This is a genomic window from Geodermatophilus sp. DSM 45219, assembly GCF_900104025.1.
GTDB lineage: Bacteria > Actinomycetota > Actinomycetes > Mycobacteriales > Geodermatophilaceae > Geodermatophilus.
In genome coordinates this window covers 680,751-697,745 of the sequence record NZ_FNIQ01000002.1, presented here as the reverse complement: position 1 = coordinate 697,745, position 16,995 = coordinate 680,751, and the positions used below count along the sequence as shown (strand labels likewise).

14 protein-coding genes and 1 pseudogene are annotated in these 16,995 nt (G+C 71.6%); 11 read left to right on the top strand and 4 right to left on the bottom strand.

Annotation, left to right across the window (positions count from 1 at the left end):
- The first annotated feature begins 205 nt into the window (after positions 1 to 205).
- The 5 genes and pseudogenes from BLR12_RS08370 (at position 206) to BLR12_RS08350 (ending at position 6,674) form a co-directional block, all read left to right on the top strand.
- On the top strand, positions 206 to 1,573 hold the full coding sequence (locus BLR12_RS08370; RefSeq protein ID WP_091376062.1) for a GntP family permease: 1,368 nt from the start codon (positions 206 to 208) through the stop codon (positions 1,571 to 1,573).
- Between the two features lie 229 nt (positions 1,574 to 1,802).
- A complete protein-coding gene (locus BLR12_RS08365; protein ID WP_091376060.1) occupies positions 1,803 to 3,137 on the top strand; it encodes a C40 family peptidase in 1,335 nt (444 codons plus the stop codon).
- A gap of 341 nt (positions 3,138 to 3,478) precedes the next feature.
- Positions 3,479 to 4,408: pseudogene (locus tag BLR12_RS08360) on the top strand (AAA family ATPase); the annotation flags it as partial.
- Between the two features lie 278 nt (positions 4,409 to 4,686).
- Complete coding sequence (locus tag BLR12_RS08355; protein ID WP_091376055.1) at positions 4,687 to 5,721, top strand: DUF58 domain-containing protein; 1,035 nt, start codon at positions 4,687 to 4,689, stop codon at positions 5,719 to 5,721.
- The gene (locus tag BLR12_RS08350; RefSeq protein WP_091376053.1) at positions 5,718 to 6,674 is read left to right on the top strand and encodes a VWA domain-containing protein; all 957 of its coding nucleotides are present in this window, start codon (positions 5,718 to 5,720) and stop codon (positions 6,672 to 6,674) included. Before BLR12_RS08355 ends, BLR12_RS08350 begins: the two co-directional genes overlap by 4 nt.
- Before the next feature lie 76 nt (positions 6,675 to 6,750).
- Here BLR12_RS08350 and BLR12_RS08345 read toward each other — a convergent pair whose 3' ends face one another.
- Complete coding sequence (locus BLR12_RS08345; RefSeq protein ID WP_091376050.1) at positions 6,751 to 7,722, bottom strand: quinone oxidoreductase family protein; 972 nt, start codon at positions 7,720 to 7,722, stop codon at positions 6,751 to 6,753.
- A gap of 146 nt (positions 7,723 to 7,868) precedes the next feature.
- On the opposite strand from BLR12_RS08345, the gene BLR12_RS08340 reads away from it, so the two are divergent.
- Together BLR12_RS08340 and BLR12_RS08335 are read left to right on the top strand one after the other, a co-directional pair.
- On the top strand, positions 7,869 to 8,708 hold the full coding sequence (locus BLR12_RS08340) for a HamA C-terminal domain-containing protein (protein ID WP_091376644.1): 840 nt from the start codon (positions 7,869 to 7,871) through the stop codon (positions 8,706 to 8,708).
- Entirely contained in the window at positions 8,693 to 10,813 is a 2,121-nt protein-coding gene (locus BLR12_RS08335; protein ID WP_091376046.1) for a DEAD/DEAH box helicase, read from the top strand. Before BLR12_RS08340 ends, BLR12_RS08335 begins: the two co-directional genes overlap by 16 nt.
- 109 nt (positions 10,814 to 10,922) lie before the next feature.
- On the opposite strand, the gene BLR12_RS08330 is transcribed toward BLR12_RS08335, so the two are convergent.
- Both BLR12_RS08330 and BLR12_RS24430 read right to left on the bottom strand, forming a co-directional pair.
- On the bottom strand, positions 10,923 to 11,072 hold the full coding sequence (locus tag BLR12_RS08330) for a Zn-dependent oxidoreductase (RefSeq protein ID WP_091376043.1): 150 nt from the start codon (positions 11,070 to 11,072) through the stop codon (positions 10,923 to 10,925).
- A gap of 351 nt (positions 11,073 to 11,423) precedes the next feature.
- Positions 11,424 to 11,594 carry a hypothetical protein gene (locus BLR12_RS24430; RefSeq protein ID WP_176832416.1) on the bottom strand — a complete coding sequence of 57 codons (171 nt, stop codon included), beginning with the start codon at positions 11,592 to 11,594 and terminating at the stop codon, positions 11,424 to 11,426.
- 743 nt (positions 11,595 to 12,337) lie between these two features.
- On the opposite strand from BLR12_RS24430, the gene BLR12_RS08315 reads away from it, so the two are divergent.
- Both BLR12_RS08315 and BLR12_RS08310 read left to right on the top strand, forming a co-directional pair.
- Positions 12,338 to 13,600 carry a 3-deoxy-7-phosphoheptulonate synthase gene (locus tag BLR12_RS08315; RefSeq protein ID WP_255363371.1) on the top strand — a complete coding sequence of 421 codons (1,263 nt, stop codon included), beginning with the start codon at positions 12,338 to 12,340 and terminating at the stop codon, positions 13,598 to 13,600.
- A gap of 197 nt (positions 13,601 to 13,797) precedes the next feature.
- A complete protein-coding gene (locus BLR12_RS08310) occupies positions 13,798 to 14,622 on the top strand; it encodes a class I SAM-dependent methyltransferase (RefSeq protein WP_091376034.1) in 825 nt (274 codons plus the stop codon).
- A gap of 75 nt (positions 14,623 to 14,697) precedes the next feature.
- Here BLR12_RS08310 and BLR12_RS08305 read toward each other — a convergent pair whose 3' ends face one another.
- Positions 14,698 to 15,345 (bottom strand): maleylpyruvate isomerase family mycothiol-dependent enzyme, encoded by a 648-nt coding sequence (locus BLR12_RS08305; RefSeq protein WP_091376032.1) that lies wholly within the window; start codon positions 15,343 to 15,345, stop codon positions 14,698 to 14,700.
- Positions 15,346 to 15,474: 129 nt separating this feature from the next.
- Here BLR12_RS08305 and fabG point away from each other — a divergent pair, with 129 nt between their 5' ends.
- Positions 15,475 to 16,179 carry a 3-oxoacyl-[acyl-carrier-protein] reductase gene (gene fabG / locus BLR12_RS08300; RefSeq protein ID WP_091376029.1) on the top strand — a complete coding sequence of 235 codons (705 nt, stop codon included), beginning with the start codon at positions 15,475 to 15,477 and terminating at the stop codon, positions 16,177 to 16,179.
- Positions 16,179 to 16,955, top strand: a complete 777-nt coding sequence (gene fabI, locus BLR12_RS08295; protein ID WP_091376026.1) for an enoyl-ACP reductase FabI — start codon at positions 16,179 to 16,181, stop codon at positions 16,953 to 16,955. Before fabG ends, fabI begins: the two co-directional genes overlap by 1 nt.
- The last annotated feature ends 40 nt before the right edge of the window (positions 16,956 to 16,995 follow it).

Genomic DNA, 16,995 nt, shown 5'->3' with positions numbered 1-16,995 from the left:
CGACGAGGTTCGGTCGGAAGCCGATGGTGGGCGTGACGTGCACGGTCCCGTGCGACTCCGCGTGGCGTCGCCGGCCGACGTCGATGCCGATCGCGCCGAGACCGAGGAGAAGGGGAGCAGCGCCCCGCAATTCCGGCGTCGTCCAATAGCGTGACGTCGTCCAACAGCGTGGCGTCGCCACTGGTCGCTCGGATCGGAATCGCCCATGGAGATCCTGCACTCCGCGATCGCGATCCTGGGCGCGATCGTGCTCATCATCCGGTTCAAGGTCGACCCGGTGATCTCCCTGCTGCTGGCGTGCGTGTACCTCGGGCTCGCCACCGGGCTGGGCGCCGAGGGGACGGTGGCCCAGATCACCGGGGGGTTCGGCGAGATCATGGCCGAGGTCGGCCTGCTCATCGGCTTCGGCGTGCTGATCGGAGCGCTGCTGCACGCGATGGGCACCTTCAACGACCTGGTGGAGGTCCTCGCGCGCCGGGTGGGGCGCCGCCTGCCGTACGCGATGGCCGGCACGCTCTCCACGATCTTCCCGTCCATCTACGTCGACGTGCAGGTCGTGCTGGCGGCGCCGATGGCCAAGGAGTCGGCGCCGGCCGTCGACCGCCGGATCGGCCTGCCGTGGCTCGCCGGGGCCATGGGCATCGGCATCTTCGCCGGGTACGTCTTCGTCGTGCCCGGCCTCGCAGCGGTCGCCATCGCCGGGCTCCTGGACGTGCCGCTGGGGACCTACCTGCTGTACGGGCTGCCGATCGGGCTGCTGACCGCGCTGGTCACGACGTTCCTGTTCCGGCTGCTGCTGGGGCGGGGCTACTGGAACGACACGACCGACTTCGACCCGGACGTGGTCGTCGAGGAGGGCCGTCCGCACGACGAGACCGAGGACGTGCCGCTGGCCGAGGGCACCGCCCGGTTGCCCCTGTGGGTGCGTCTGCTGCCGATCCTGGTACCGCTGGTCTTGATCGCCACCGGGGCGATCGCCGGCCTGGCCGAGGTCTCGAACCCGGTGATCACCTTCCTCGGCGATGCCAACATCGCCCTCTTCGTGGGGCTGCTGATCGCCTTCGGCATGGTCCGGCCGTCGCTGGGCGCGAACGGGGTCGGCACGGTGCTCACCGCGGGCTTCCACACGACCGGGGAGATCCTGCTCGTCACGGGCGTCGGCGGGTCCCTCGGCGCCGTCATCGCCGAGAGCGGCATGGACGAGACGCTCGCGGGCCTGTTCTCCGCCGAAGCCGACGCGCCGGTGATCCTCAGCGTCCTGCTCGCCTGGTTCATCGCCGCGGTGCTGCACTTCGCGATCGGCTCGGTGTCGGTCGGGGCGATCACCGCCGCAGGCATCATCGCGCCGATCGTCGGCTCGCTGGGGATCGACCCCGTCGTCATCGCGCTGGCGATCGCGTCGGGCGCCATGTTCGCGCTCCACGTCAACAGCAACTTCTTCTGGATGTTCACCACGCTGCTCGACCTCTCCACCAAGGGCAGCCTGAAGACGCTGACGATGGCGACCTCGCTGGGGGCCGTCGTCTCCCTGCCCCTGGTGCTGGTGGCCAGCCTGGTGGCCGCGGCCGTCTGAGCGGCAGGCGGGGTCCGGTGGGCGGCTCGCGGTCCGCGCGTGCGGCACGCCGCCTGGAGGACCCCCTGGTCCCCGCGCGGGTCAGGGGACGCCGCGCGGGCCATCACAGGGGGTCCGGTCTCCCCCCATGTGGGGAGTGACCGCTCAACCCCGCTCCTGATCTTGTCGTTCCGGCACCGGAGTGCGCCTCCGGGCGCCGGGTCGACGAGGTCGTGGGAGAGGTCGGGACGTGGGCAGGACGGACGAGCGGGCGAGCCGCCACTGGCTGGTGCGCGGTGCGGGGACGGTGGTCACCGCCCTCGTGGTGGCGGGCCTGGTGCCGGGGACGGCGGGAGCCGCTCCCGGTGACCCCTCGGTCGCCGAGGCGCAGGCCGAGCGCGACGCCGCGGCCGCCCGGGTGACCGAGATCGGTGCCCAGCTGAGCCAGGCCCAGGCGCGGGTGGACGCCGCCCGGCAGGGCGCGCAGATCGCGCTGCAGGAGTACGAGGAGCGCCAAGCGGCGCAGCAGGAGGCCCGGGCCGCGGCCGACGCCGCCGCCGCGGCCGCCGTGCAGGCCGCCGCCGAGCTGCAGGTCGGCCGCGACCAGGTGGTGGCCTTCGCCCGGTCCAGCTACATGCAGGGCAGCACCAACCCGGGCGCGGCCGCGCTGGTCACCGCCGACGGCCCCGCGCAGCTGATCGAGCGGGCCGCGCTGCTCGACGCCGCCGGCAGCCACCGCGTCGACGTCGTCACCGAGCTGACCGTGCTGGAGGCCGAGGCCACCGCGGCCGAGGACGCCGCGCAGGTCGCGGTGCAGGCCGCCGACGCGGCCCAGGCCGCGGCGGCCGACTCGCTGGCCTCCGCCCAGGCCCAGGAGGTCTCGGCGAGGGCGCAGGCCGCCCAGCTCGCCGACCAGCGGCGGGTGCTCGAGGCCGAGCTCACGGCGGCGCAGACGGTCCTGCTCGGAGCCCAGGGCGCCGAGGCCGCGGCCGCCGCGCAGGCGGCCGCCGCCGCCGCGGCGCAGGCCCGCCCGCCGGCGCCGGCGCCGGCGCCGGCGCCGGCGGCGGTGTCCCCGACCCGGAGCCCGTCGTCCTCGGGCTCGACCTCGGGCTCGACCTCGCGGCCGTCGTCCCCCGTGCCCAGCAGCACCACGGCCGGCGCGCCCTCGGGGTCGGCGGTCGACGTCGCGATCGCCGCGGCCATGACCCAGCGCGGGCTGCCCTACAGCTGGGGTGGCGGCACCAGCAGCGGGCCGACCCTCGGCATCCCGCCGGACACGGCGGTCTACGGCTTCGACTGCTCGGGGCTCACCGAGTACGCCTACGCCCAGGCCGGCATCCGGATCGGCGGCACCAGCCGCGAGCAGTACCACCGCTTCCGCGACCGGACGGTGGCGGCCGGGGACCTGCGGCCCGGCGACCTGGTGTTCTGGGGGAGCACCTCGGACTACCAGTCGATCTACCACGTGGCGCTCTACATCGGGGGCAACCAGGTGATCCAGGCGCCGCAGAGCGGGGACGTCGTGCGGGTCTCCACGATGTGGTTCGGCGACGACTACTACGGCGCCGTCCGGCCGACCGCCTGAGAGATGGGGCGTCGGGCAGCCACGGGGGGAGCTGCCCGACGCATCATCGAGGCTAGCAGTCGGCCCGCCCCGCGGGCAGGGTTGTGCACGCGCTCCACCGAGGGCGGGCGTCGGCCACGGACGGTGTGCGGACGGCTCACCTGCGTGCGCGTCCAGCTGGTGTCCGGCAACGTGTAGGACACTGGCGGGGGACGGGCACGAGGTCCCGTCGCGGCCTCCTGACCCGTCCGGGAACGGAGCCGTGGACCGGCACGTCAGGGAGTTCCGTGAGCAGCGCCGCCAGCACCCCGCTCCAGCAGTCCGCCGGGCAGCCGGTGCCGCCGTCGGTCGACGCCGCCCGCCTGGAGCGGGTGCTGTTCGAGATCAAGCGGGTCATCGTCGGCCAGGACCGGCTGGTCGAGCGGATGCTCGTCTCGCTGCTGGCCCGCGGGCACGTGCTGCTCGAGGGCGTCCCCGGCGTCGCGAAGACCCTCGCGGTCGAGACGCTGGCCACCGTGGTCGGCGGCCGCTTCGCCCGCCTGCAGTTCACCCCCGACCTGGTGCCGGCCGACATCATCGGCACCCGCATCTACAAGGCCGGGCAGGACGCCTTCGACACCGAGCTGGGCCCCGTCTTCGCCAACTTCGTGCTCACCGACGAGATCAACCGCGCGCCGGCCAAGGTCCAGTCGGCGCTGCTGGAGGTCATGGCCGAGCGGCAGGTGTCCATCGGCGGGGTGACCCACCCGCTGCCGAACCCGTTCCTCGTGCTGGCCACGCAGAACCCGATCGAGTCCGAGGGCGTCTACCCGCTGCCCGAGGCCCAGCGCGACCGCTTCCTCATGAAGGTGCTCGTCGACTACCCGAGCCCGGAGGAGGAGCGGGAGATCATCTACCGGATGGGGTCGACCCCGCCGGTGGCCCAGACCGTCCTGGGCCCCGAGGACCTCGTCCGCATGCAGCGCACCGCCTCCGAGGTGTTCGTGCACCACGCGCTGGTCGACTACGTCGTCCGGCTGGTGGTCGCCACCCGCGCGCCGCGCGAGCACGGCATGGAGGACGTCGCCTCCTGGGTGTCCTACGGCGCCAGCCCCCGTGCCTCGCTCGGGCTGATCGCCGCCAGCCGGGCGCTGGCGCTGGTCCGCGGCCGGGACTACGTGCTGCCGCAGGACGTCCTCGACGTCACCGCCGACGTGCTGCGCCACCGGCTGGTGCTCTCCTACGACGCGCTGGCCGACGGCGTGCCCGCCGACCACGTGGTCAAGCGGATCCTGCAGACGGTGCCGCTGCCCCAGGTCGCCCCGCGGCAGCGTTCCGGCGGCTTCGGCCCGGGCAGCCCCGGAGGCCCCTCGGTCCCGCCCGCCGCGCCGTTCGGCGGTCCGCAGTACGGTCCGCCCGGCCCGCAGTACGGCCAGCCCGGTCAGCCGTTCGGGGGTCCCGGTCCGCAGGGCCCCGGGCACCCCGGCCCGGTGCCGGCCGGCGGTCCCTTCAGCGCCCCGGGCCCGGCCGGCCCGCCGCAGGGCCGTCCCGACGGGTCGGCCGACGGCGCCGACCGCGGGCCCGCACCGGCGTGATCCTGCGTCGCCGGTCCGGCGGCACCGCGACGCCGGAGCAGACCGGCGCCGCACCCACGCCCGGCTCCGGCATCGACCCGGGGGCGGGGGACGGCACCGGCGCTCCGCCGCACTTCGCCGAGGGGCCGGCCGACGTCCTGCTGCAGCGGCTGGAGCTCACCGTGCGCCGCCGGCTCGACGGCCTGCTCCAGGGCGACCACCTGGGGCTGGTGCCGGGCTCGGGCAGCGAGGCCGGCGACTCGCGCACCTACCACCCGGGGGACGACGTCCGGCGGATGGACTGGCCGGTGACCGCGCGCACCCAGGTGCCGCACGTCCGCGAGACGATCGCCGACCGCGAGCTGGAGACCTGGGCGGTCGTCGACCTCTCCGCCAGCCTCGACTTCGGCACCGCCAACTGCACCAAGCGCGACCTGGCCATCGCCGGGCTGGCCGCGGTAAGCCACCTCACCGTCCGCGGCGGCAACCGGCTGGGTGCCGTCGTCACGACAGGGGAGCGCGTCGACCGGTACCCGGCGATGCCCGGCCGGCTGGCCGCCGACCGGCTGCTGCGCTCGGTCGTGCGGACGCCGCGGGCCGAGGGCGGGCGCCGCGGTGACCTGGCCGCCGCGCTGGAGTCGCTGCGCCGCCCGCCGCGCCGCCGCGGCCTGGTGGTCGTCGTCTCGGACTTCCTCGGCTCGGACGCCTCCGACGTGCCCGACTGGGAGCGCCCGCTGCGCGGCCTCCGGGCCCGGCACGAGCTGCTGGCCATCGAGGTCGTCGACCCGCGGGAGCTGGAGCTGCCCGACGTCGGACTGCTCACCGTCGTCGACCCCGAGAGCGGCCAGACCCTCGAGGTGCCGACCGGCGACGCGGCGTTCCGCGCCCGGTTCGCCGAGGGCGCCGCGGCCCAGCGGCGGGCGATCGCCGCGGCCCTGCGCCGCGCCGGCGCCGGCCACCTGCACCTGCGCACGGACCGCGACTGGCTGATGGACGTCGTCCGGTTCGTCGCCGACCGCCGGCGCGCCGGCAGCGGAGGAGCCTCCCGATGACCTTCCAGGCCCCGTGGTGGCTGCTCGGCCTGCTGGCCGTCGTCGCGCTGGTGGCGCTGTACGTGGTGCTGCAGCTGCGCCGCAAGGCCTACGCCGCCCGGTTCACCAACGTCGCGCTGCTCGGCACGCTGGTGCCCAAGCGACCCGGCTGGCGGCGGCACGTGGCGTTCGGGCTGGTGGCGCTGGCGCTGGCCGCGCTGATCGTCTCGCTGGCGGTGCCCAGCACCGAGGTCCGGGTGCCGCGGGAGCGGGCGACGGTGATCATGGCCGTCGACGTCTCGCTGTCGATGCAGGCGACCGACATCGAGCCCAGCCGGTTCGAGGCGATGCAGGTGGCGGCCAAGGAGTTCGTCGACGTGCTGCCCGAGCGGATCAACCTGGGGCTGGTGTCCTTCGCCGGCACCGCGACCACGGTGGTGACCCCGACGACCGACCGCGGCCAGGTGCGCACCGCGATCGACAACCTGGAGCTGGCCGAGTCCACCGCCATCGGCGAGGCGGTGTTCACCTCGCTGACCGCGATCGAGAACTTCCAGTCCTCGCTGGACGCCGACGGCGAGGAGGTGCCGCCGGCGCGCGTCGTGCTGCTGTCCGACGGCTACAACACCGTCGGCCGGCCGGACACCCAGGCCGTCGACGCCGCGCTCGACGCCGGCATCCCGGTCTCGACCATCGCCTTCGGCACCGACTACGGCACCCTCGACCTCGACGGCGAGCGGGTGCCGGTGCCCGTGGACCGCGCGACGCTCGAGGAGATCGCCGACCAGACCGGTGGCAGCTACAGCGAGGCGGCCAGCGCCGCGGAGCTCGAGGAGGTCTACCAAGACCTCGGCAGCCAGATCGGCTACACCACCGAGCCCCGCGACGTCAGCTACTGGTTCGTCCGCGGCGGGGTGCTGTTCGCGCTGATCGGCGTCGTCCTCAGCCTGCTCTGGACCAACCGTCTGCTCTGAAAGGACCCCGCTGCCCCCCACCACTCGCTGCGCTCGCGGTGGGCCCCTGCAGCGGGGCCGTTCCAGGAACCCTCGGTCAGCGGCTCGGGTCGAGGACGAGCTTCCCGGTGGTGCGGCGGGCGAGCAGGTCCTGGTGCGCCTCGCGGACGGCGCTCAGCGGGTACCGCCCGCCGACGACCGGCCGCAGCGCGCCGTCGGCGACCAGCGGCAGCAGCTCGGCCATCGCGTCGTCCAGCATCGCCGGGCGGGCCATGCAGTGCGCCAGCCAGAAGCCGACGACCGCGCGGCTCTTCTGCAGCAGCATCCCCGGCGGGACGGCGGCGGTCTCCTGCCGGGCGGCCATCCCGTAGGTGACGACCCGGCCGAACGGGGCCAGCGCCGACAGCGAGCCGGTGAACACGTTGCCGCCGGTCATCTCCAGGACGACGTCGACGGGCCGGCCGCCGTTGGCCTCGCGCAGCGCCGCGGTGAACGCCTTGGGGTCGTCGTCGGCCAGCGCCGGGTCGACCGCGGCGTCGGCGCCCAGCTCCTCGGTCAGCGCCCGCTTCTCCGGGCTGGACGCGGTCGCGATGACCCGCCCGGCGCCCCAGCGGCGGGCCAGCTGGACGGCCAGCGACCCGACCCCGCCCGCGCCGGCGATGACGACGACGGTCTCCCCTGCGGCGAGGTGAGCGCTGGTGCGCAGCAGGTGGTACGCGGTGCTGCCCTGCAGGACGACGGCCAGCGCCTGCTCGTCGGTCACCCCGTCGGGCACCTGCCAGGCCAGCCGCGGGTGCGCGGCCACCTTCTCGGCGTAGCCGCCCCCGTCGAGCAGGCCGACCACCCGCGGGCCGCCGCCGGCCGTCGTCCCCACGAACTCCGCGCCGGGCACCAGCGGCAGCTGCTGGGCGGCGAGGTAGCTGTTCTCGATCTGGTGGGTGTCGGCGAAGTTGACGCCGGCGGTGGAGACGTCGAACAGCTGCTGCCCGTCGCCCGGTGTGGGGTCGGGCAGGTCGACGACGTCGAGGACCTCGGGACCGCCGAAGCGGGTGATCTGGACTGCGCGCATGCTCGTGAGGCTAAGTGCTTGACCAGGGACAGGCGGTACTGCCTCACATGGCCGTCCCTGGGGTGGAGGCGCGAGGAGGACGTCGCGGCCCGGCGGGATTCTCAGCACTACATCTATCGGACGGTTACAGTACCGGCACTGTGAGTATGCCGGACCCCTTCCTAGAGGTGCTGGTCAACGACCTCGACCTGGACCCCACGCTTACGGCACTCTGTGCGTGCTACGAGCTGGGAACGTGGCGAACCGAGCAGTACGCACGGCATCTGTTCGAGTGGTTACCTGAATTTGCCCTCACCTGGGCTGAGCGCCAAAGTTTCTCCGACGCTACGGCCGTTGTGCTACTCCGCCGGGCTGCGGCTGTCGTGTATTCGAGTGACAAGTACTCAAAGCGAGGCGAATTTGGAGAGCTGATCTTGCACGCGATCATCCGGCAAGTCTTCGGAACAGAGCCCGCTATCAGTAAACTGTACTTCAAAGATGCCGCCAACAACACGGTCAAGGGCTTCGACGCGGTTCACATAGTCGAAGCTGACGGCGTGCTGGAGCTGTGGCTAGGTGAAGCCAAGCTCTACAGTAGCGTCTCGCAAGCCATCGCGGCTGTTGTGTCCGAATTGCATGAACATACGGACGCCGACTACTTGCGGCAAGAGTTCACGCTGATCGCTAATAAGATCGACGCTTCCTGGCCTCATGCTCATAAAGTGAAGAGTCTCCTGAACCCCAACACGTCATTGGATACGGTCTTCGCTCGACTAACCATCCCGGTCCTTCTTACTTACGACAGCCCGACGACACAGGCTCACACGAAGCACACGGACGATTACGCCTTAGCCTTGGAAGAGGAAGTTAGGGGGCACTGGGCCACCTTCTCAGCGAAGAACTTGCCGGCAGAAGTCCGAGTTCGACTGTTTCTTCTACCGTTGCCAGACAAGGCTGGACTTGTCAAGGTGTTGCATAACCAGCTGATGCTATGGCAGAATATCTAGATGCGGCGGGCGCCCGCGCCCGACTGCGTGATACGGCACCCATACTGGACGACGCGTTCGACCTCTTGCGTTTCGTGGCACATGGGCGACAACTGTCGTCATTGGCCGAAGCTGACGCTGTCGATCTCGCGGTCCGGTTGCACGCGCGACGTTCCGAGTTCACTGAGTACGTCGAACTTCTTGATGGACTCCTGCGTGAGGTCGGGCTGTACCCCTACCTCTTTCGCGATGACTTAGGTGCGCGGGACCTTATTGCGCTCGAGGCTCACCGGCCGATCGGTGCGTCCGATTTGGTGCTGCACCGTGTGCAAGCTGAGATATACCGGGCCATCATGCAGGGCGAGAACCTTATGGTCAGCGCGCCCACAAGTTTCGGCAAGAGCGCACTGATCGATGCGGTCCTCGCCTCGGGCCGGTACGTCAACGTGGCCATAATTGTCCCTACGCTGGCGTTGATCGATGAGACCAGGCGCAGGCTCCATGACCTGAACCTCGGATATAAGGTGCTAACGCACCAGACTCAGATCTGGGGCCAAAAGAATGTTCTGGTTGTTACCCAGGAGCGGCTACTCGACCTAGATGGATTGCCGGCGCTCGACTTCTTCGTGATTGACGAGTTCTATAAACTCGACACTCGTCAGGATGAAGAGCGAGGAACTCTACTCAATAGTGCCCTTCAGCGACTTCTTCGTACCGACGCCCAGTTTTTACTTCTGGGCCCCGCCGTTCAGTCCATAAGTCCAGATATCCCGGGCACGTTCAGCGCGCGCTTCGTGCATACCGACTTCAAAACAGTCGCGGCAGATGTTGAGCGCATCCGTGTGCCAGAGGCAAGCAAGCGTGAAGCCTTGGTCGAGCTACTGGACAATCTGACCGGACCGAGTCTCGTGTATTGTAGATCGCCGCGTCGCGTTAGGGACGTATGTTTATGGCAGCTGACTAATCGAAGTGGCGATGACGTCGACGGCTCCGTGCTTGAGGCGGCGGACTGGCTTGAGCGAAACTTTCACCCCGATTGGTATGTGCCAGCGGCTTTGCGTCGAGGAATCGGCGTCCATCATGCACGCTTGCCCCGTTCAATAAGTCAGTGGATGGTCAGAGCTTTCAATGACGGCCAGCTCGCTCAACTGGTATGTACGAGCACGTTGATCGAGGGGGTCAATACCCGAGCCAAGAACGTTGTGATCCTCGATAATCGAATCGGCCAGGCGGCCTATGACTACTTTACTTTCAATAACATCAGTGGCCGCTCGGGTCGGATGTTTCAACACTTCGTTGGTCGAGTCGTCATGTTTCACGATCCTCCCGATCCAGAACTGCCGGTCGTGGACATTCCTGTTCTCACTCAGTCCGATAATGCCAACACGTCTCTGCTCCTGCAGCTACCCGAGGACGAGTTGACCTCTTCGTCCCGGCAGCGTTTGGGTGATGTGGTGGGTCAAGATTTGATCGCACCGAGCCTGCTCGCCGATAACGTGGGGGTCGAGCCAGAGAACCAATTGGCGTTTGCGCGACGTGTGGCGGCGGATAGGGGACTGGCGACTCAACTCGCCTGGACTGGTGAGCCTACTTACGATGAGCTCAGGGTGCTTGGGCAACTGATCCTAGATTCGCTCAAGCGGCAAAAGGGGCGAGTGGCTGGTGTGTCCTCTGGTGCCCAACTCGCGTTCTTCATATCGCGACTGAGGTCCGCCGGGGGCGACCTAGACGAGTTGGTCCTGCAACGACTCGGTCAGGAGGCCGTCGATGACGCGGTCGAGAACACCCTTGAGTTCCTGCGTTACTGGCCGGGGCACAACCTTCCGCGCTTTCTCCGCGTCGCCGATAGTCTGCAGAAGGCCGTACTGCCCCGCCTGGGGATTCGCCCTGGCGACTACACATACTTCGCGGGCCGGTGCGAAGATCTTTTCCTCCCTCGATACTTCTCGAATCTGGAAGAGTACGGCATTCCTGCGCAGCTGGTACTTAAGCTTGACGGTCTACTGTCGCCCGCATCGTCACTGGATGACCTCTTGAGTCAACTGTCTGCGTTAGACAGTGAGGTCTTGCCACTTGACTCGTTCGAGCGCGGCCTCTTCTTGAATGCGCGGTCGTACTTTGCATAGTGCGGCGCTACTCAACTTGTGCAGCGCACGCTCCGGATTTCAAGGTGAGCGTGATGGGCAACCAAACCCAAGTTCGTGGCCGCGCGATTCTGCGGCCGTCATGTAGGTGTCACGACAGCCGGTGATGCGTATCGGCGTAGTTGGCGCCGGCGGTGGAGACGTCGAACAGCTGCTGCGCGTCGCCCGGTGTGGGGTCGGGGAGGTCGACGACGTCGAGGACCTCGGGACCGCGGAAGCGGGTGATCTGCACGGCTCGCATGACGTGAGGCTATGGCTCGGTCGATGAGGGCACCGCGTGGAGGCGGGGGACATCGCAGGACACGCGGCCACCCCGCTGGCCGGCGGCGGCTCGCCCCAGATCCGGTCGACCAGGTGCGACACCGACACCCGCTTGCCCTCGGCGGCGACGAGCAGCGCGAGCAGTGCCCGCGGCGTGGGCCCACCGAGGTCGACAGGCGCGCCGTCCACCTCCACCGCCAGCTCGCCGAAGACCCGGACCTGCACGGGGCGGATGCCAGGGGCGGCGGGACCGGATCGGGGCCCGGACGAGCAGCGGGCGGCGCCCGGGTTCTCCCGGGCGCCGCCTGGCAGGTGGGTCCGGTGGCGGCGGTCAGCCGACGGCTGCCAGCTCCTGGGTGGGGGCGGTCTCCTCGGCGCGTGCACCGGTCGCCGCGGTACCCAGCGCCCACAGCGCCAGCAGCACGACCGCGACCGCGACCGCGACCGCGACCGCGAACAGTGGCGTGAACTCGGTGTCGGGCGACAGGAACGTCAGTGGCACCACCACGGCGTGCGCCAGCCCCGCCGACGACGCCGAACAGGGCCACGACGCGGCGCAGGCCACCCTGGATCCTGACCAGGGTCGCGGCGAGGTACACGACGGCCAGGCCACTGACGGGGTACAGCACGGCGGCCAGCCCCAGGTGGGTGAAGGCGACCGGGGCGGCGTGACCGTGGTGCAGCGCGTGGCTGTCGACGACGGCGGCGAGGTGGAAGACCGTCTCGACCGCGTAGAGGGCGAGGGCTACGACGGCGACGGCGAGGGGTCGATCGGCCATCCGGTGCCAGACCTGCCGGCGCCGGGCCATCCACAGGCCCACGACCAGCAGCACCGTGCCGGCCACGGCGAGCGCGTGCCCGGGCACCCACATGTCGTCGGCGGTCATCGTCGCCAGTTCCTCGCGCATCGAGCCCGACGCGTCGGAGTCGGGGTGCATGGGGCCGCCGGCGAGCAGGGCGGCTCCGGAGGCGAGCAGGGCCAACCGCCAACCCTGCGGCCGGCGCGGAGCGGGATTCCTGGTGGCCGAGGAGGTCGTCATGGCCGCAACGCTGGCGGCGGCGACTTGCAACCTGCTGGACGACCGCTGAACTCCGGGGTCGGGCGCCGCACGTCGGCGGGTCTGGCTGTCAGAGCCTCCGGTCTCCCAGCGGATGGTCGAAGCGGGGCGCCCTCGCTGTGGTTGGCTGCCTGACGCATGCCGGGCCTCCCGAGTGGCGGGCGGCCCCGTCGGGTCCCGACGGCCGGTGACGACGAGGAGGCCCACCATTCCCGCTGACCGGATCCTGGACGCGGCGACGCGGGTCGCCGATCTGCTGCTCGACGTCCAGACGCAGGTGAACGGGCAGATCGACGCCGCGCTGACCGAGCTGCTCCCCGGCGTCCAGCAGCGGCTGGGCGTCTCACCCTCGGACGCCGCCGACCTCTCCGGCCTGGTGAACACCCGGATCACCGGCCTGAGCGTCGTGGTCACCCCGGCCGCCGTCGCGACCGTCGTCCCGCTGCCGGCGGGGTCCGCCGCCACGACGCAGGCGGGGCGTCGCGCCGTGACCGACATCGTCACCGGGCTCGACGACCGCCTGGCCGTCATCGCCGGCCCCTGCTCGATCCACGACCCGGCTGCCGCACTGGAGTTCGCCGCCTTCCTCGCGCGCATGCGGGACCGGCACGGCGAGGACCTCGAGATCCTGATGCGGACGTACACCGAGAAGCCGCGGACCGAGGTGGACTGGAAGGGCTTCGCCTACGACCCGTTCCTCGACGGTTCGAGCCGCATCAGCATCGGCCTCGTCGCCACGCGGATGCTCATGTGCCGCATCACGGCCCTGGGCGTGCCGGTGGCGGCCGAGCCGCTGAACGCGCTCACGCCGCAGTACGTCAACGGACTGGTCACCTACAACGGCGTCGGCGCGCGCAACGTCACCGACCAGACCGCCCGGGAGCGGGTGTCGGGCTTCTCGTCGGTCGTCGGCTTCAAGAACTCCCCGGAGGGGAGCATCGAGGCCGCCATCTCGGCCGTGCTCACCGCGCGCGCCCCGCACGAGTTCCTCGGCGTCGACCACCACGGCGTCAGCGCCCAGCTGTCGACGACCGGCAACGACACCGCCCACGTCATCCTGCGCGGTGACAAGGACGGCCCCAACTACTCCGCAGCCCACATCGCTGACACGAAGCGGAAGCTGGCGCAGCGAGGACTGCCGGAGGTGGTCGTCGTCGACGCCTCGCACGGCAACAGCCGGAAGGACCACCGGCGGCAGAGCGAGGTCGTGCGGGACCTGGCGGGGCAGGTGGCAGCCGGCGAGCGGGCGATCCGTGGCGTCATGGTGGAGAGCAACCTCGTCGCCGGGAGGCAGGACCTCGACCGGAGGCACCCCGAGAGGCTGGAGTACGGCGTGAGCGTCACCGACGCCTGCGTCGACCTGGACACGACCGAGGAGGTGCTCGCCGAGCTGGCCGAGGCCGTCCGGGCACGGCGGGGCGCCGGCGCTCGGCCTGCCGGGCACCGGTGACGGCGCCGCGTCGTCGCCGCCACAGCGGTCGACCTGCTGCGGCGGCTGGAACCACACCCGCACCCCCTCGGCGGATCCCCGGGCCGGACGCGGCGAGGCCCTGAGCGCCTGAGCGGGGCAGTTCGTCCCTGGTCGCGGGCGGACGGGGAGGGCCAGTGTCTCCAGGGACCCGGCCGACTCCAGGAGAGGGAACAGCCATGTCCGTCACGACCAGCGACTCCGAGCTGAAGGCGCGGCACCGCAAGATGTGGGCCTCCGGGGACTACCCCCGGATGGTCGAGACCTTCCTGCTGCCGCTCGGCCCGCGGCTGGTGGAGGCCTGCGACGTCCGCGCGGGGCAGCGGGTCCTCGACGTCGCCGCCGGCACCGGCAACGCCTCGCTGCCCGCCGCGGAACGGGGTGCGCGCGTGACCGCGAGCGACCTGACCCCCGAGCTGCTCGCCGAGGGACGGCGTCGTGCGGAGGCCGCGGGGCTGGAGCTGGAGTGGACCGAGGCGGACGCGGAGCACCTGCCCTTCGAGGACGGGTCCTACGACGTCGTGATGTCCTCGATCGGGGTCATGTTCGCGCCGCACCACCAGGAGGCGGCCGACCAGCTCGTCCGGGTGTGCCGGCCCGGCGGCACGATCGGGCTGCTCTGCTGGACGCCGGAGGGCATGATCGGCGCGCTGTTCCGCACCATGAAGCCGTTCGCGCCGCCGCCTCCACCGGGCGCCCAGCCGCCGCCGCTGTGGGGCGGCGAGGACCACGTGCACGAGCTGTTCGGCAACCGGGTCGAGTGGCGGACGCTGACCCGCGACGTCCTGGAGGTCACCGCCTTCGCCCACCCGCAGGACTACGCCCGGCACTTCACGGCGTACTACGGGCCGACGATCGCGGCCCGGGCGAACGCGGCCCGCGAGGGGCGGGAGGCCGAGCTCGACGAGGCGCTGGAACGCTTCTGCGAGGAGTGGAACCGCGGGACGGCGGACGCGGCGCGCTTCGAGAAGGAGTACCTGGTCGCCGTCGGCACCCGGCGCTGAGCCCGGGCCGGGGCGCCTCCCCCGCGGGGGAGGGCGCCCCGACCACGACGACGTGCCCGGCCGGGCGGCGACTCCTCAGCCCAGGCGGGCGGCCACCACCGCGGCGCCGGGACCGCGCAGCGCGTCCAGGCCGGCACGTCGTCCCGCCGCCACCAGCAGCAGGTCGACGTCGGGCCCGCGCAGCTCGGCGCCGTCGCCGTGGGTCCACCCGGTGTCGGTCGAGACGAGCTGCACCCCGGCCAGTCGCCGGGGCCCACCCATGAACCTGTTCGCGGCGACGTAGGCCAGGCAGGCCGCCACCACGTCGGGAGGTGTGACGTGCCGACGGCCGAGGGGCCGGGCGACGTCCTGGCCGTGGACGACGAGGTCCATGAGCGGGTCCATCGGCGTGCTGCCGGGCACCCTCCGCGTCGAACCCGCGCTCTCGCGCAGCTGCGCGACCAGCTCGGCGGTGGTGTACGCCGCCGCCCGCGCCGCCGCGAGGTCGACCGCCATCCGGTCGAAGCTGCCACGCGCCCGCACCGCGGCCGGCAGCAGCCGCGGCACGGTCGTCCTCGTGGTGACCGTGAGGTGGGCGACGACGTCACGCACCGTCCACGCAGCGCACAGCGACGGCGTCGCCCACTGCTCGTCGGTGAGGTCGGCGACGAGGTCGGCGACGCGGTGCCGTTCGGCGGCCACCGCCGCGTCGACGGCGGCACGGGGGAGTGCGGGAGCGGTCATGCTGCTCCCGACCGCGGCCGGCGCCCGGACTCATCGGTCCCCGCCGCCCACCCCGGTGACCGGGTGTGACCTGCGCCGACCGACTAGGTTCGGGAGCCGGACTGGACGGACCGGCGCAAGGGGTGGCACGTGGCGAGATCGGTGCTCGTGACCGGCGGGAACCGCGGGATCGGGCTGGCGATCGCCCGCGCGTTCGCCGAGCAGGGTGACGCGGTGGCGGTGACCCACCGTGGCAGCGGCGCCCCCGAGGGCCTGTTCGGCGTGCAGTGCGACGTCACCGACGCCGCCGCCGTCGACCGCGCGTTCACCGAGGTGGAGGAGCACCAGGGGCCGGTGGAGGTCCTGGTCAGCAACGCCGGCATCACCCGCGACGGGCTGCTGATGCGGATGAAGGAGGAGGACTTCACCGAGGTCCTCGACGCCAACCTCACCGCCGCCTACCGGGTGTCCAAGCGGGCCGCCGCGAAGATGGTCCGCGCGCGGAGCGGCCGGCTGGTCTTCGTCTCCTCCGTCGTCGGCCTGCTGGGCTCGGCCGGGCAGACCAACTACGCGGCGTCGAAGGCCGGCCTGGTCGGCCTGGCCCGCTCGATCGCCCGCGAGCTCGGCAGCCGCGGCATCACCGCGAACGTGGTGGCCCCGGGCTTCGTCGAGACCGACATGACCGCGCAGCTGCCCGAGAAGCGGCAGCAGGAGATCCTCGGGCAGGTGCCGCTGGGGCGTTACGCCTCCGCGGAGGAGATCGCCGGCGTCGTCCGCTTCCTGGCGAGCGACGCGGCCGGCTACATCACCGGGGCGGTCGTCCCGGTCGACGGCGGACTGGGAATGGGGCACTGATGAGCGGCGGCATCCTCGAGGGCAAGGAGATCCTGGTCACCGGGGTCCTCACCGAGGCGTCGATCGCGTACGCGACCGCGCGGCTCGCGCAGGAGCAGGGCGCCACCGTCGTCCTGTCCAACTTCGGCCGCGCGCTGTCGCTGTGCCAGCGGATCGCCAAGCGGCTGCCGCAGGAGGCGGCCGTGGTCGAGCTCGACGTGACCGACACCGAGCACCTGGCGACGCTGGCCGACCGGCTGCGCGAGCAGGGCTTCGACAGCCTCGACGGCGTCGTGCACTCCATCGGCTTCGCGCCTCAGGAGGCGATGGGGGAGGGCTTCCCCGAGGTCGCCTGGGAGCACGCGGCGACGGCGTTCCAGGTCTCGGCCTGGTCCTACGCCTCGCTCACCCAGGCCTGCCGGCCGCTGCTGGCCGACCCCTCCTCGGTCGTCGGGCTGACCTTCGACGCCTCCGTCGCCTGGCCGGTCTACGGCTGGATGGGCGCGGCCAAGGCGGCGCTGGAGTCGGTCAGCCGGTACCTGGCCCGCGAGCTCGGCCCCGAGGGCGTGCGGTCCAACATCGTCGCCGCCGGGCCGCTGCGCAGCATGGCGATGAAGTCCATCCCGGGCAGCGCCCAGTTCGAGGAGGCGTGGGAGGGCCGCGCCCCGCTCGGCTGGTCGGTGACCGACACCGAGCCCGCGGGCAAGGCCGTCGTCGCGCTGCTGTCGGACTGGTTCCCGGCCACCACCGGCGAGATCGTGCACGTCGACGGGGGTTTCCACGCCGTGGGCGTGTGACCCCCGCCGCGGGCGTATGAAGGAGGCGACGCCGACCGCA

What these genes read in the sequence shown, in the direction of transcription:
- BLR12_RS08345 (WP_091376050.1), bottom strand. Translation starts at nt 7,722, where the DNA reads ATGCGCGCAGTCCAGATCACCCGCTTCGGCGGTCCCGAGGTCCTCGAC.
- BLR12_RS08330 (WP_091376043.1), bottom strand. Translation starts at nt 11,072, where the DNA reads ATGCGAGCCGTGCAGATCACCCGCTTCCGCGGTCCCGAGGTCCTCGAC.
- BLR12_RS08310 (WP_091376034.1), top strand. Translation starts at nt 13,798, where the DNA reads ATGTCCGTCACGACCAGCGACTCCGAGCTGAAGGCGCGGCACCGCAAG.
- BLR12_RS08335 (WP_091376046.1), top strand. Translation starts at nt 8,693, where the DNA reads ATGGCAGAATATCTAGATGCGGCGGGCGCCCGCGCCCGACTGCGTGAT.
- BLR12_RS08340 (WP_091376644.1), top strand. Translation starts at nt 7,869, where the DNA reads ATGCCGGACCCCTTCCTAGAGGTGCTGGTCAACGACCTCGACCTGGAC.
- fabI (WP_091376026.1), top strand. Translation starts at nt 16,179, where the DNA reads ATGAGCGGCGGCATCCTCGAGGGCAAGGAGATCCTGGTCACCGGGGTC.
- BLR12_RS08370 (WP_091376062.1), top strand. Translation starts at nt 206, where the DNA reads ATGGAGATCCTGCACTCCGCGATCGCGATCCTGGGCGCGATCGTGCTC.
- BLR12_RS08350 (WP_091376053.1), top strand. Translation starts at nt 5,718, where the DNA reads ATGACCTTCCAGGCCCCGTGGTGGCTGCTCGGCCTGCTGGCCGTCGTC.
- BLR12_RS08305 (WP_091376032.1), bottom strand. Translation starts at nt 15,345, where the DNA reads ATGACCGCTCCCGCACTCCCCCGTGCCGCCGTCGACGCGGCGGTGGCC.